This window comes from Corynebacterium sp. ED61, assembly GCF_015233855.1.
GTDB classification, from domain to species: Bacteria; Actinomycetota; Actinomycetes; order Mycobacteriales; family Mycobacteriaceae; genus Corynebacterium; species Corynebacterium dentalis.
Window position 1 is genome coordinate 57,862 of sequence record NZ_JADGIT010000005.1, and the last position, 14,891, is coordinate 72,752.

Below are 14,891 nucleotides of genomic sequence, written 5' to 3' on the forward strand. Positions count from 1 at the left end.
TCGCGTGTGAATGACGCAGGGGCCTGTGCGCCCCTCGTTTTCATATAGAAAGGCACTTGTTTCATGGTTGGTTCTCCAGCCCACTCCCGCCCGGAGGGCACGTTCGGTCAGCGATTCGTCGAGCGCGCGGCCACATACGGCCCAGTGTGCGTGGGGATCGACCCACACGCACAGTTAATGCAGGACTGGGGCTTGGAGGCCAACGTTGATGGCCTGCGTCAGTTCACGGACATCTGCGTGGAGGCCTTCGCAGAGACCGCCTGTGTGGTCAAGCCGCAGGTTGCGTTTTATGAGCGTTTCGGTTCGGCCGGGTTCGCAGTTCTGGAACGTGCGTTGTCCGCGTTGCGCGCTGCTGGTGTATTGGTTATTGCCGACGCTAAGCGCGGTGACATTGGATCCACGATGGCTGGCTACGCCACTGCGTGGTTGGATGACAGCTCGCCCTTGTGCGCAGACGCGGTCACGGTATCGCCATGGTTGGGCTTCGGTTCCTTGGAGCCGGTAATGCAGGCGGCGGAACAATCTCATAGGGGAGCGATTGTTCTGGCTGCTACGTCGAATCCTGAGGCTCCCTCTGTGCAGCTGGCAGACGTGCGCGGGGTCACCCTTGCACAAAGCATCGTCAACCAGGTTGCGCAGCGAAATGCTGTTCATGAGGGTCCTGGCAACTTGGGCGTGGTGGTGGGCGCAACCGTGGATAATCCACCTCAACTCGATGAAGTTGGTGGCATGATTCTCATGCCGGGAGTGGGAGCCCAGGGCGGATCGTTCGCAGATGTGGAGCGAATAGCCGGTGCCGCCGAGGCACTGGCATGTCCAAATGTTTCCCGCGGAGTGCTCAAGCGAGGGCCTGACGTGGGCGAAATATCTGACGCAGTGATGGAAATGCGTGCTAGTTATTTGAAATAGCGCTGATGAGTAGTGGTACACTTTCTCGGGTTAGGGCTGTTGAGCGCACGGTGATCCTCGTGGTCACGAGGGTAAACACTCAGATTCGGCACACAGATCGCTGAATTGCGGCATAGATAACTCGCCTTGAGTATTGCCTGTACGAACTTACCGAGTACTTCGTGTAAGTTCGTCAGCATCGTTGCTGCTACTCCCATGAGTTTCTGCAACACCCTAGACGTAGTTACGTACAAGACATTCGACTAGAACCTACAACGGAGGATCCCGTGGCACTTCCCCAGTTGACCCCGGAGCAGCGTGCAGAAGCACTCAAGAAGGCTGCAGAAGCTCGTAAGGCACGCGCGGAGCTGCGCGAGAAGCTGAAGCGAGGCGGCACCGATCTCAAGCAGGTGCTCAAGGACGCTGAAACCGACCCGATTCTGGGCAAGATGAAGGTTTCCGCACTGCTCGTATCTTTGCCAAAGGTGGGCAAGGTCAAGGCAGAGGAGATCATGAACCAGCTGGAGATCGCTCCTACCCGCCGCTTGCGCGGCCTGGGCGACCGCCAGCGTCGCGCACTCCTGGAGCACTTCGGCTTCGAGGAGTAAGTCGGTGACCAACGACACAGCTGAGGGGAGGGTCGTTGTTCTGGCTGGACCATCTGCAGTGGGTAAATCCACTGTTGTGTCCAAGCTGCGAAACGACGTCCCTCGACTCTTCTTCAGTGTGTCGATGACCACTCGCGATCCCCGTCCGGGAGAAGTAGATGGGCAGGATTACATCTACGTTTCCCGGGAGGATTTTCGTGAGGCCATCGAGGCCTCCAAGATGCTGGAATGGGCGGAAATCCATGGGGGCTTGCAGCTCTCAGGAACGCCGCGCGTTCCAGTGGAAGAAGCAATCGCTGAGGGCCGCCCCGTGCTCATCGAGGTTGACCTCGAGGGCGCGCGCAACATCAAGCGCCTCATGCCAAACGTGGAACTGGTCTTCCTAGCCCCACCGTCGTGGGAGATCCTGGTAGACCGGCTGACTGGACGTGGCACCGAGAGCCAAGATGTGATCGACCGCCGGTTAAAAACCGCGCGCGTTGAGATGGCCGCTCAGGATGAGTTCGACAGAGTAGTGGTTAACGACGACCTCAATACGGCAGTAGCTGAGATCTCTGGAATCCTCCAGGGCTCCTAACCAGCCCGCTGCGTGCGTGAGAACCGCACAGCCCCTTGAAGTATTTTAAAAGAGAAGGTGTACAACGTGGAAAATCAGGACGTGAACTCGAACGAGACGGTGTTCGATCCACCAGTAGGAATCACCAACCCGCCGATCGATGAGCTCCTGACCAAGGTTTCTTCTAAGTACGCGCTGGTGATTTTAGCCGCTAAGCGTGCGCGACAGATCAACGATTACTTCCAGACCATCGATGAGGGAGTCTTCGAGTTTGTTGGCCCGCTGGTGACCCCAGACGTGCAGGAAAAGCCTTTGTCCATTGCTCTGCGCGAGATCAACCAGGATCTCTTGGAGCACACCGAGGGTTAGACCCGCTAGGCTGTCCGTGTGAGTAATTCAACCAACGGATCACCCAACGGCTCTGCGCAAAAAATGCCGCTCCGCGTCTTAATAGGCGTTGGGGGCGGCATTGCAGCGTATAAAGCTGCCCACCTGGTTCGTTACTTCAAGGAATCCTCCCATGAAGTGCACGTTATCCCGACGCGCAGCGCACTGAAGTTTGTTGGCGCAGCGACGTTCGAGGCCTTGAGTGGCAATCCCGTGTCCACCGATGTTTTTGACAATGTGGATGAGGTGCAGCACGTGCGCCTGGGCCAAGAGGCTGACTTGATTGTCATCGCTCCAGCGACTGCCGACCTACTTGCGCGTCTGGCTACCGGACGGGCAGACGACCTGCTGACGTCGAGCTGCTTGGTGTCAACATGCCCGATCGTCCTCGCTCCGGCAATGCACACAGAGATGTGGGAGAACGCTGCAACACAAGCTAATGTCCGCACCCTGCGGGAGCGCGGCATCACCGTCATCGAGCCGGCACATGGCCGTCTGACGGGGAAGGATTCCGGTCCAGGCCGGTTGCCTGAACCCGATCACATCGGGGCACTGTCACTGGCGGTGGCACGCAACCAACACGCCGAGATATTCCGGCAATCCTTGGTGGGCAAGCGCGTGGTGGTCACCGCAGGCGGCACTGAAGAGCCGATCGACCCCGTGCGTTTTCTCACCAACGCGTCCTCTGGACGCCAAGGATACGCGCTGGCTGATATCGCCGCGCAACGTGGCGCTGACGTGACCCTCATTTCCGCTAGCACGGATGTACTGCACACACCCAGTGGGGCAGAGGTAGTGCATGTGCGCACTGCTCTGGAACTCCAAGCCGCGGTACAGGAAGCTGCGCCCCACGCAGATCTGATGGTTATGGCTGCGGCTGTGGCGGACTATCGGCCAGAGTCAGTGGCGGCGTCGAAAATGAAGAAGGACGGCGACCACGATTTCTCCACGTTGAAGATGACCGAGAACCCGGACATCCTGGCGGGCCTCGTTCAGGCACGGAGGGAGGGGGAGATCCCTTCCGAGACGGTCATCGTGGGCTTTGCTGCGGAGACGGGGGATGAGAAGAGTAGTCCTCTCGAGCACGCTAAGCGCAAGTTCCTGCGCAAGGGTTGCGACCTGTTGATGTGCAATGCGGTGGGAGAGGGCAAGGTCTTTGGCCAGGAGGACAATGCGGGCTGGTTGCTGAGCGCTCGCGATACTCCAGGTGCGGAAGGCCGGGAAGATCCCACCGTGATTGACGTGCCTTCGGGACCTAAATTGGATGTGGCTGCGCGCATCCTCGACGAAGCAGAAACCCTGCTGACCCCACATTAATGACAAATACAGACAGCTTGGTCTAGTATCTAAGTTCTGTTCTTAAATCATTGCCGTGACCTAAGCTGCCACCCATAGCCGATAGCCCACGCGAACAATCAACACAGTAAAGAAGGTCTCTACGTTGTCCCTGCGACTGTTTACCAGCGAATCCGTCACTGAGGGGCATCCAGACAAGATCTGCGATGCCATCTCCGATTCCATTCTGGATGCCCTCTTGGAGCAGGACCCAGAGGCTCGCGTGGCAGTAGAGACGGTTGTGACCACCGGGCTCGTGCACGTGGTGGGAGAGGTGCGCACCAAGGCATATGTGGAGATCCCCCAAATTGTCCGCAATACGCTGACCAAGATCGGCTTCACCAGCTCTGACATGGGCTTTGACGGCAAGACTTGTGGCGTGAGCATCTCCATCGGTGAGCAGTCTCCGGAGATCGGCGCGGGCGTGGACACCGCCATCGAACACCGGGAGCACTCGACCGGCGAGCTAGACGCAGACGATCAGCTGGGCGCAGGCGATCAGGGACTCATGTTCGGCTACGCCACCAACGAAACCGCAGAGCTGATGCCTCTGCCTATTTCCCTGGCTCACCGCCTAGCGCACCGCCTGGCGGAGGTACGCAACGAGAACATCGTTCCGGGCCTGCGCCCGGACGGCAAGACCCAGGTCACCTTCGCCTACGACGAAGCGGGAAAGCCCGTCAAGCTGGATACTGTGGTGATCTCCACGCAGCACGACGAGTCCTGGGTGGGCGAGGCGCAGCGTCAGAGCTTGGCTGCCTCGCTGAAGCATCACGTGCTCGATCACTGTGTGGCCGAGGCCGGAATCCAGCACTTGGTGCACGCCGATGTGAACCTGCTGGTCAATCCTTCCGGTTCCTTCGTGCTGGGTGGCCCCATGGGCGATGCTGGTCTGACCGGCCGCAAGATCATCGTGGACACCTACGGCGGCATGGCTCGCCACGGCGGCGGCGCATTCTCCGGTAAGGATCCTTCAAAGGTGGACCGTTCCGGTGCCTACGCGATGCGCTGGGTAGCGAAGAACATCGTGGCCGCCGGTCTTTCGGAAAAGGCAGAAGTACAGATCGCGTACGCCATTGGCCGCGCCAAGCCGGTGGGCCTGTATGTGGATACTCACGGTACCGCAGCTGCAGATCTGACCGACGAGCAGATCCAGCAGGCCGTGTTGACGGTTTTTGATCTGCGTCCTACCGCGATCTTGCGCGAGCTGGATCTGAAGCGTCCGCTGTACGCCCAAACCGCTGCCTATGGGCACTTTGGTCGCACGGATGTGGACCTGCCGTGGGAGCGCACCAATCGCGTGGATGAGCTCAAGGCCGCACTGGGTCGATAGCTGCTCGCGGGTGGTTTTCTGCCTCATGCGTTGCACCTGAACCAGCGCTGTCTGGCCACTCGTTACACTAGGTGACCGTGACTACCCAACGCCCTGCATTGTCGGAACCCATCGCCCGGGTTCTGCCTTTGTTGGGCGTTGCGCATTTGGATCGGCTTTTCGATTACTCCATCCCAGAGGCAATGCAGAGCACGGTGCAGCCGGGGATGCGCGTCCGTGTTCGCTTCGCGGGCCGTTTGGTGGATGCGCTGGTGGTTCAGCGCCGCCGTACTAGCGATCACGCGGGCAGCTTGCGTCCGATCGAGCGCTTGATCAGCCCTGATGTGGTGTGCGACGAGCATATGTTTCGCCTGATCGATCAAATTGCTGAGCGCAGCGCAGGCATCCGCTCGGATATCGTGCGCATGGCCATCCCGCCCCGCCACGCCGCCGCGGAAAAGGCGGGCTTGTTTGGCGATGGGCGTTCGTGGGTGGATCTGTATGGTTCGTTGGTTCCCGTGGAGCAGTTGTGCGAGTCCTCTTTGTCCGACGCCAACTCCGCCTTCTCCAGCTACAGCAATGGTCCGGAGTACGTCTCTTCCGTGATTCACGGAACGGCCAATTCCGCCAGTGTTCTCACTCTGCCGGGTGAGGATTCCGCTTTCCTGGCGGCGGTTCTTGCCGCCGCCACAGCGTGGAATGGGCAGCAAGCTGGTGTCTTGATCGTCGCGCCCACGCAAAAGGTAGTCGACCGCGTGGGGGCCTATCTTCGGACGTGGGTATCGGCGGCGCAGATCACGGAGATGACGGCCGCGGAAGGCCCCAACGCACGCTACCGGAGGTTCCTCTCTATTCTGCACGGGCAGGCTCGCTTGGTTGTGGGCACGCGTTCAGCGGTTCTGGCTCCGGTACAGAACCTGAAGTTGATCGTGGTGCTGGGGGAGTCCGATGACAACTTGGTGGATCCGCGTGCGCCGTACTTGCACGCCAGGGACGTGGCCAAGCTCCGCGCGGAGGAATCTGAGGCCGCCCTGGTGACGGTCGGGGTGCATCGCTCGGCAGAGATCCAGCAGTGGATTGAGGCAGGACAGATGCAGTCCATTTCCGTACCGCGACCGACAGTCGGCGAACATCTTCCGCTGATCAGGGCGTTGGGGGAGACAGATCTGCAGCGCGAGCGCGAGGCCTATTCTCGTGGCTCCCGAGTGCCCACTTTGGCCTTCCATGCCATCCGGCACGCGCTCGATGCGAGCGAACCAGTACTCGTCCAGGTTCCGCGTAGGGGCTATGCCCCGGCGCTGTCGTGCTCTCGCTGTCGCACGCCAGCTCGGTGCCGACATTGCAATGGTCCTCTGGAACTGCCCGCCTCCGGGGAGGCTGCCGTTCCTCGCTGCCGGTGGTGCGGCGCATCAGCAGGTCAATTCACCTGCTCGGCCTGCGGTAATAATTCGGTTCGCATGTCCGTCATCGGACAGGACCGCACGGTCGAAGAGCTGGGCCACGCCTTTCCGGGGGTGCCCATCATCTCCAGCGGCGGGGAGTCGGTGCGGGTCGAAGTTCCCCACAAACCCAGCATCGTGGTGGCCACCCCGGGTGCCGAACCTCGAGTAGCACCGCAGGATAAGAACAGCCTCGTCGGCCTCTACGGCGCTGCGGTGATGCTGGATCCATGGATTGTACTGGGTAAAGAAGATCTGCGGGCCAACGAGAATGCCGTGCGCCAGTGGATGCAGGCAATCTCCCTGGTCAAACCACACGCACACGGTGGTCTGGCCGTACTGACCGCGGATGCGTCATTGCATTCCGTGCAGCAGGTCATCCGTTGGGATCCGGAAAGAGCGGCGATGTCGGAGTTGGCGTCGAGAAAGGAAGCTCACTTTCCCCCGGCAGCAACCGTGGCTGCAGTCGATGGCACCGCAGCCAGCATCGAAAACCTCATCGACCTGGCAGAACTACCTGCGACAACCGAACTGCTCGGCCCCGTGGAGCTTCCCCCTGGAGTGCGGCTGCCCGCGGGAATGGATAAGTCGGAGGCAGACAGCGCGCGAAGACTCATCGTGCGCGTTCCCCACGAAGATGCGATTGCTCTGGGCAGTGCGCTGAAGACGGCGCAGGCGGTACGCGCCACGCAGAAGAACGCCGGGCCGCTACGGGTGATTATGAACCCAGTGCGCATCGGCTAACCTTGTCGCTATGACTGAGCTTTCCATGCGTTACTTTGGCGACCCCGTACTCCGCACTGTCTCGGACCCCATTGCCGAGGACAAGGTGGGATCGGCAGCAACAAAGACGCTGGTAGCAGACATGTTGGAGACGATGGATGCTTATGGTGGCGTTGGCCTTGCCGCCAATCAGGTGGGGGTGACCCAGCGCGTATTCGTCTACGACTGCGAAGGCGACCGCGGCCACATCATCAACCCCGTGTGGACGGTGATCGATAACGAGACCCAAACCGGCACCGAAGGGTGCCTGTCTATTCCAGGAATCGGCGGTACCGTGACACGCGCCGAGCGGGTCCGCGTGCAGGGACTGACCGTGGACGGCGAGCCAGTGGACCGCGAAGTCACAGGCCTGTTGGCGCGCTGCGTTCAACACGAAACGGACCACCTCGACGGCGTGATGTTCCTCAAGCATTTGTCGCCGGAGGAACGCAAGGAAGCGATGTCCGCCATCCGCACGGCCGATTGGTTCCAGAACGCATGAGCGCGATGAAGATCCTGTTTGCAGGCACGCCCGAACCCGCCGCGTATGCGCTGCGTCGTTTAATTGACGACGCAAACCTCGATGTGGTCGGAGTGATCACCCAACCTGATGCCAAGCGTGGCCGGGGGCGCAGCCTGCACCCCAGCAAGGTCGCTGAAGTAGCCGACGAGCACGGCATCCCGGTGCATAAGTGGCCGTCCTTGAAGACCGGTGTGGAGCAGGCAGAAGATCCGCGCGCTGTCTTGGCCAGCTATGCAGATCAGGGAGTGACTGCCGTGGCCGTGGTGGCCTATGGCAACCTGATTCCGTCTGATCTCCTGGATGTTTTCGAGTTCGGTTGGCTTAACCTGCACTTTTCTCTGCTGCCGCGGTGGCGGGGAGCAGCTCCCGTGCAGGCCGCCATCGCTGCCGGAGATAACATCACGGGCGCCACAATCTTTCGCATCGAAGAGGGTCTGGATACCGGCCCGATGCTCAGCTCCTATGACGAGCAGATTGGCATTGCGGACACGGCCGATGATCTGCTGACGCGCCTGACCTTGCAGGGCCGGGAGCTGCTGGCGGACACGTTGATTTCGCTGCATGAGGGCACGGCCACACTGACAGAGCAAGATGTATCTTTGGCCACCCATGCAGGCAAGATTCACTCTGCCGATGCCCGAATCGAATGGAGCGCACCAGCGGACGTCATTCAGCGCGTGGCGCGTGCCCACACACCAGCACCGGGAGCCTGGACGCTGCTGAACGAGCAGAGATTCAAGATCGGGATGATGCTTCCATGGTCCGACGGGGAAGAAGTGCCCGCGCTGAGGCCCGGGCAGATCTGCGTGTGTAACAAGCGCGTGATCGTGGGCGCGGGAGACCAGAACGTCCTCGAGATCACCGCGATTCAGCCACCCGGCAAGAAGATGATGAACGCTGCCGACTGGGCACGCGGTCAGCAAGAGCTCACGGAACAACGCCCGCAGTTCGACGCTGCACAATCCGGTCAGGAAGAGGATCACTAATGGGAGGATTTCGCTCGCGCGCTGAGTCATCGCAGCCGCAGGAGCCAGAACGCAAAAACGCTGGACACGACAGCTCTGGGCGCAATCAGTCTGGGCCTAATCAGTCTGGCCGCAACAGCTCACCGGACAAGCGCACGGCTGGCAGCTCCGATGACGGCCGATCAGGGCAGAGGTCGGCGTCGGGAAAGAACTCAACGAGGCGCAACGACCGCAACGGCAAGGCTTCGAAGGGCTACCAACAGCGTCGGCCGGAGCATCGTCAGACTAAGGCAAGGCAGGCAGGCAGTGGCGATAAGGCGCGCGACGTGGCGCTTTCGGTGCTGCGCGAGGTGACGGTCAACGAGGCCTTCGCCAACCTCGTACTCCCACGCGCGATCAAGGACGCGAACCTGACCGGTCGCGATGCAGCGTTTGCCACAGAGCTGACCTACGGCACGCTGCGCGCCACCGGGCTGCTGGATGCGATCATCGCCGAGGCAGCGGGGCGCCCAGTGGACAAGATCGACTCAGTGGCGCTAGATATTCTGCGCTTGGGTGTATATCAGATCCTGCGCACGCGCGTGGATGACCATGCGGCGGTCAACACCTCGGTGGAACTGGCGAAGGCCAATGCCGCCGGCCAGGCCAGCGGCTTCATCAACGGCGTGCTGCGCACTATCACCCGCACCTCCGCGGAAAAGTGGATCAACAAGGTTGCTGGGGGATCGGAATTGGAGGACCTGGCGCTGCGCAACGCCCACCCCGCGTGGATCGCGCAAGCGTTCAACGATGCACTGCACCACCGCGCGGATGCACAGGAAATCCACCCCGAACTCGAGGCGGCTCTGGAGGCCGATGACAAGCGCCCGGTGGTGCACCTCGCCGCGCGCCCTGGGCAGATCAGCGCGGAAGAACTTGCGCTGGTCACCGGTGGCGAGGAGGGCACGTGGTCTCCCTACGCGGTCTACCTGGAAGAGGGTGCCCCGGGAGAACTTGAGCCTGTGCGCGACGGTTTAGCCTCCGTCCAAGACGAGGGCAGTCAGATGATCGCCCTGGCGCTGGCTCGTGCTCCTCTGAACCGTGATGATGCCGGCCGGTGGCTGGACCTTTGTGCAGGTCCGGGAGGCAAGACCGCGTTCTTGGGCTCGTGGGCTCAGGGAGACTCGGCCACCGTGGATGCGGTGGAATTGGCCTCGCACCGTGCGACTTTGGTGAAGAACTCCACCAAGGGATTGCCCGTGCGCGTGCACACCGGCGACGGCCGCGACGTGACTTCCGTGGCTGGCCTCGACGCACCTGACGAAGGCTTCGACCGCGTGCTGGTAGATGCGCCATGTTCGGGTTTGGGCGCACTGCGCAGGCGGCCCGAAGCGCGCTGGCGCAAGGCCGCCACAGATATTCCGGAGTTGGTCTCGTTGCAACGAGAGCTACTGCGCTCTGCGATCAAGGCAACCGCACCGGGCGGAGTGGTGATCTACTCGACGTGCTCTCCTCACCTCAAGGAGACCTCCGCGGTGGTGCGTTTCGTGGCCGAGGAGACGGGATTGGAGACGCTCAATCTGTTCGACGTCCTCCCGGAGTTGACCAACGAGGGCGCTTCCGCCGCGGGACCTTTTGTCCAGATGTGGCCACACAAGCACGGCACGGACGCGATGTTCATCGCCGCGCTGCGCAAGCCCTTGCCCATTTACACCCCCGCGTAAACTGAGGAACTATGTCTGAGAATCCTGCCGGTCAAAAGACCATCATCGCCCCGTCAATCTTGGCCGCGGACTTTAGCCGCTTGGCCGAGGAAATCGCTCGCGTGGACAACGCGGAATGGCTGCACATCGACGTCATGGATGCGCATTTTGTTCCCAACCTCTCCTTTGGCCTGCCAGTGGCAAAGTCGCTGGTTCCACACACGGATAAGCACCTTGACGTGCACCTAATGATTGAGGACCCCGCCCGCTGGGCACCGGACTACGCCAATGATTTCCAGTCCGTCACCTTCCATTTGGAGGCCGTGCAGGATGTCGACGAGGCAGTAGCACTGGCAGCCAAGCTGCGTGGCGTGGGAACGATGGCAGGCATTTCCATCAAGCCGAATACTCCTGTGGAGCCCTTGCTGGATCACTTGGAGAAGTTCGACATCGTGCTGGTCATGTCCGTGGAGCCTGGCTTCGGTGGACAGAAGTTCATGCCTGAGGTGCTGGACAAGGTCCGCGCACTGCGCGAACGCATCGATGCGGATGGTCTCTCCACCCTCATCGAGATCGATGGCGGCATCGGAATCGAATCCACCACACCCTCGGCCGAAGCGGGCGTGGATGTTTTTGTGGCCGGCTCCAGTGTGTTTGGCCACGAGGCGCCCGCCACGCAGGTCACCGCGATCCGCGAGGCAGCCCAGGCTGCGCTCGCCGATGGTCAGTAAGTGTCTGTAGAGCTCAACCACCTCGGTGCCTCCCGCTCCGAGGAGCTGCGCCTGTTCTTCCACGCTGACGAGTTGGCGTGGGCGGTGGCAGGAACCACTTCGCCCAACCCAGCAGTCGGTTGCCTCCTGCTCGATGACACAGGCCGGATCATTGGCCAGGGCGCCACGCAGCCAGCCGGTGGCGCGCATGCCGAGGTGATGGCACTGGCAGACGCACAGACTCACGGCGAGGACGTGCGGGGGAGCCGGGCGGTAGTCACTCTCGAGCCATGCAACCACACTGGCCGCACCGGTCCGTGTTCCCATGCGTTGGCTGAAGCTGGTGTGGCCCGGGTGGACTACCTCTTTGCGGACCCCAACCCGCAGGCACAGGGCGGAGCGGACTATTTGCGTGCGCACGGCGTCGAGGTCAATGGACCTGCACTGAGCCCAACACACAAGGAAGACGAACCTCCCACCCAATGGGTGCCAATCTTCGCCGTGGAAACGTGGCTGACTTCTGTGGTGCACCTTCGCCCGCACGTCACGCTGAAACTCGCCTCCACCATCGACGGCTTCATCGCCGCCACAGACGGCACCAGTCAGTGGATCACCGGCGAGGCTGCTCGCAGGTACGTCCACGAGGATCGCGCGCGCCGAGATGCCATCGTGGTGGGCACGGGCACGGTGGCTGCGGACAATCCTCGCCTCACCGCACGCGATGAATCTGGTCAGCCGATGCCGCAGCAGCCGTTGCGGGTGGTCATGGGACGGCGTTCCATTCCCGACGACGCCGCGATCCACCACCCTCCAGGCCAGGCATTGCACCTGCGGGAGCACAATCCGCGGGTGGTTCTGCAGGAAATGCACTCCCGCGGAATGGTCGACGTGTTGGTGGAAGGCGGACCCCACATCACCACGGCTTTTTTGGACGCTGGGGTAGTGGACCGCATTGAGCTCTATCAAGCCCCATCACTACTGCGCGCCGGACAACCCAGCATGATTGCGCCGGTTAACTTGAGCACTTCCATGTCCGATATTCGGGAACTGAATCCGCGACAGATGCGTGTCTTGGGACGCGATACGCTATGGACGTTATCCCGTTGACGGCGGGCGGGATCCTCGGGCACCAGCCACGAAGAGCTAGCACGGAAGGCTAGATAGATGTTTACAGGAATTATCGAAACCATCGGACGCATCTCTGACATCGAGCGTGCGGAGGATTCCATCCGCATGCACGTGACAGCTCCAGAGGTCATGGAGGATGCACATCACGGCGATTCCATCGCGATCAATGGGGTGTGTTTGACCGTCACCGATTTCGATGCGCAGGGTTTTTGGGCCGACGTCATGCAGGTGACCTTGGATTACACCGCTCTTGGTTCCGCGGAAGAAGGTTCTCGCGTGAATGTAGAGCGGGCGATGTCACACCAATCTCGCTTCGGCGGACACGTGGTGCAAGGGCATGTCGATGGCACTGCCACCTTGGTGAATCGCACTCCTAGTGAGAACTGGGAAATCTTTCGCTTCACATTGGATAACCCTGAGCTGGCGAAGTACCTAGTGAAAAAGGGTTCCATCGCTGTCAACGGCACGTCGCTGACCGTGGCTGAAGCCTCTGAGCTTGGCGAGCAGCAGCAATGGTTTGGAATCTCGCTGATTCCCACCACTTTGGAGGACACCATGTTGGGGGACTTGAGCATCGGAGACTCGGTCAACATTGAGTGCGATGTCTTGGCAAAATACGTGGAGCGGTTGAACGGTCAACGCTGAGAGCGGACCCAATGCGCGTCCGGACTTGTACGTAGATAAGGTTAGAGAAATGGAAGACACTCCTCAGGGCACGTCATCGTCCACCATGTTGGATGATGTGGAGCGCGCCATCGCAGATATCGCCGCGGGCAAGGCAGTCGTTGTGGTTGACGACGAAGATCGGGAAAACGAGGGCGACCTAATCTTCGCGGCCGAGCTTGCTACTCCCGAACTCGTTGCCTTTATGGTTCGCTACAGTTCCGGCTACGTGTGCGTGGGCATGTCCAATGAAGATTGCGACCGCCTAGGTCTGCCCCCAATGGTCGCCCGCAACGAGGACGTGCGCAATACGGCCTACACCGTGACCGTGGACGCCGCCGAGGGCGTCACCACGGGTATTTCCGCAACCGACCGTGCCCACACGCTGCGCACGCTGTCTGCTGCTGAGTCCGTCTCCACCGATCTGAACCGTCCGGGTCACGTGGTGCCTCTACGCGCTCGCGACGGGGGCGTGCTGGTCCGCGCCGGACACACCGAAGCTTCCGTGGATCTCGCCAAGGCTGCCGGCCTGCGCCCCGCTGGTGCGCTGTGTGAAGTTGTCAGCGAAGAAAACCCCACTGAGATGGCACGCCTGCCGGAGCTGCGTCGCTTCGCGGACAAGCACGATCTCGCACTGATCTCCATCGAGCAGCTCGTCGAGTGGCGCCGCGCTAACACTCCCGTGGTGGAGCGTAGCGTCGAGGTGGGACTGCCCATAAAGCTCGGCGAATTCCAAGCCGTGGGTTACACCAGCCTGGTCGACGGCATCGAGCACGTCGCCCTCGTCGCTGGAGACGTCTCCGGCCAAGAAGATGTACCCGTGCGCGTGCACTCCGAGTGCCTCACCGGCGATGTTTTCGGATCCCTGCGCTGCGACTGCGGTGAGCAGCTGGATGCCGGATTGCGCTATATCTCCGAGCAAGGCCAGGGCATTCTCATCTACATCCGTGGCCACGAAGGCCGTGGGATTGGTCTGGTCCCCAAGCTCCGCGCCTACGTACTGCAGGACGAGGGGCAAGACACGGTGGATGCCAACGTATCCCAGGGATACCCCGCGGACCTGCGGGAATACTCCGCGGCGGCGCAGATCATTCAGGATCTCGGCCCTGAATCTATTCAGCTGATCTCCAATAACCCGGACAAGAAGGCCAAGCTCACTGCCTATGGCGTGAACATCACCGGACGCGTCCCCGTGGAGCTCCCGGCCAACCCCAACAACGTGGAATACCTGCGCACCAAGCGTGACCGCATGGGGCACCAGCTGGATTCGCTGAGCTAATAAGCCACGAGGTGGGCGTCGAAGAAATAGACCCCACCACCCCCGCACACACTGACCGAAAGGACCCCGATGGCACACGACGGACTGTCTCAACTGCACGTCCGCGACGGCGAAGCAGCCGGCATGCGCGTAGCAGTCATCAGCGCCACTTGGAACGCCGAAATCACCGATGCGCTGCACACCCGCGCCATCAACCGCGCCAAGCAAGCCGGTGCCAGCGTGAGCGAGTGGCGGGTTGCGGGAGCACTCGAGTTGCCCGTCGTGGTGGCAGAAGCCGTCAAGCATTTCGACGCCGTGGTGGCCACCGGCTGCGTCATCGAAGGCGAAACCGAGCACTTCCGCGTTGTCTGCGATGCCGTGACCTACGGTCTGACCCGAATTCCCATCGATTCTGGGGTACCCGTGGGCAACGGCGTGCTGACGGTGCAGAACCAGCAGCAGGCTATCGACCGTGCAGGCGGAGAAGGCGCAGCCGAAGACAAGGGAGCAGATTCTGCTCTCGCCGCAATCCAGGCGGCGTTGACGCTCAAGCAGATCGCCAACAGCTAGCAGCTCATCCCCACCCCGATCCGATTGGTTCTGCGGGACTTTTTCCTTGCATCGGATCGGGAGTAACGTGAATGCCGTGAATAACTCGGAGATTGGACAGCACCA

Annotated in this window: 15 protein-coding genes; all 15 read left to right on the top strand. The window is 61.2% G+C overall.

Annotated elements, in window-relative coordinates; genetic code table 11:
- Positions 1-63: 63 nt before the first annotated feature.
- The 15 genes from pyrF to ribH all read left to right on the top strand — a co-directional run bounded on the left by pyrF (position 64) and on the right by ribH (position 14,786).
- Positions 64-909 carry an orotidine-5'-phosphate decarboxylase gene (gene pyrF, locus IM764_RS07005; RefSeq protein ID WP_099298699.1) on the top strand — a complete coding sequence of 282 codons (846 nt, stop codon included), beginning with the start codon at positions 64-66 and terminating at the stop codon, positions 907-909.
- A gap of 266 nt (positions 910-1,175) precedes the next feature.
- A complete protein-coding gene (gene mihF, locus IM764_RS07010; protein WP_099298700.1) occupies positions 1,176-1,496 on the top strand; it encodes an integration host factor, actinobacterial type in 321 nt (106 codons plus the stop codon).
- A 4-nt stretch (positions 1,497-1,500) separates the two neighbouring features.
- A complete protein-coding gene (gene gmk, locus IM764_RS07015; protein ID WP_099298701.1) occupies positions 1,501-2,073 on the top strand; it encodes a guanylate kinase in 573 nt (190 codons plus the stop codon).
- Positions 2,074-2,139: 66 nt separating this feature from the next.
- Positions 2,140-2,421: a DNA-directed RNA polymerase subunit omega gene (rpoZ, locus tag IM764_RS07020; protein WP_099298837.1), complete on the top strand. Its 282-nt coding sequence runs from the start codon at positions 2,140-2,142 to the stop codon at positions 2,419-2,421.
- 63 nt (positions 2,422-2,484) lie between these two features.
- Positions 2,485-3,756, top strand: coding sequence for a bifunctional phosphopantothenoylcysteine decarboxylase/phosphopantothenate--cysteine ligase CoaBC (gene coaBC / locus IM764_RS07025; RefSeq protein WP_099298702.1), 1,272 nt, complete (start codon positions 2,485-2,487; stop codon positions 3,754-3,756).
- A 124-nt stretch (positions 3,757-3,880) separates the two neighbouring features.
- The gene (metK, locus tag IM764_RS07030) at positions 3,881-5,107 is read left to right on the top strand and encodes a methionine adenosyltransferase (protein WP_099298703.1); all 1,227 of its coding nucleotides are present in this window, start codon (positions 3,881-3,883) and stop codon (positions 5,105-5,107) included.
- 77 nt (positions 5,108-5,184) lie between these two features.
- Positions 5,185-7,269, top strand: coding sequence for a primosomal protein N' (locus tag IM764_RS07035; protein ID WP_194187396.1), 2,085 nt, complete (start codon positions 5,185-5,187; stop codon positions 7,267-7,269).
- A 10-nt stretch (positions 7,270-7,279) separates the two neighbouring features.
- On the top strand, positions 7,280-7,789 hold the full coding sequence (gene def / locus IM764_RS07040) for a peptide deformylase (RefSeq protein WP_194187397.1): 510 nt from the start codon (positions 7,280-7,282) through the stop codon (positions 7,787-7,789).
- Between the two features lie 5 nt (positions 7,790-7,794).
- The gene (gene fmt, locus IM764_RS07045) at positions 7,795-8,796 is read left to right on the top strand and encodes a methionyl-tRNA formyltransferase (RefSeq protein WP_194187454.1); all 1,002 of its coding nucleotides are present in this window, start codon (positions 7,795-7,797) and stop codon (positions 8,794-8,796) included.
- Positions 8,796-10,478 carry an RsmB/NOP family class I SAM-dependent RNA methyltransferase gene (locus IM764_RS07050; RefSeq protein WP_194187398.1) on the top strand — a complete coding sequence of 561 codons (1,683 nt, stop codon included), beginning with the start codon at positions 8,796-8,798 and terminating at the stop codon, positions 10,476-10,478. Before fmt ends, IM764_RS07050 begins: the two co-directional genes overlap by 1 nt.
- Before the next feature lie 11 nt (positions 10,479-10,489).
- Positions 10,490-11,188 (top strand): ribulose-phosphate 3-epimerase, encoded by a 699-nt coding sequence (rpe, locus tag IM764_RS07055; RefSeq protein ID WP_194187399.1) that lies wholly within the window; start codon positions 10,490-10,492, stop codon positions 11,186-11,188.
- Complete coding sequence (gene ribD, locus IM764_RS07060; RefSeq protein ID WP_370551565.1) at positions 11,189-12,274, top strand: bifunctional diaminohydroxyphosphoribosylaminopyrimidine deaminase/5-amino-6-(5-phosphoribosylamino)uracil reductase RibD; 1,086 nt, start codon at positions 11,189-11,191, stop codon at positions 12,272-12,274.
- 57 nt (positions 12,275-12,331) lie between these two features.
- Positions 12,332-12,940, top strand: coding sequence for a riboflavin synthase (locus IM764_RS07065; RefSeq protein ID WP_099298708.1), 609 nt, complete (start codon positions 12,332-12,334; stop codon positions 12,938-12,940).
- A 49-nt stretch (positions 12,941-12,989) separates the two neighbouring features.
- Complete coding sequence (locus tag IM764_RS07070; RefSeq protein ID WP_304503319.1) at positions 12,990-14,237, top strand: bifunctional 3,4-dihydroxy-2-butanone-4-phosphate synthase/GTP cyclohydrolase II; 1,248 nt, start codon at positions 12,990-12,992, stop codon at positions 14,235-14,237.
- Positions 14,238-14,306: 69 nt separating this feature from the next.
- The gene (gene ribH / locus IM764_RS07075; protein WP_194187400.1) at positions 14,307-14,786 is read left to right on the top strand and encodes a 6,7-dimethyl-8-ribityllumazine synthase; all 480 of its coding nucleotides are present in this window, start codon (positions 14,307-14,309) and stop codon (positions 14,784-14,786) included.
- Positions 14,787-14,891 lie beyond the last annotated feature (105 nt).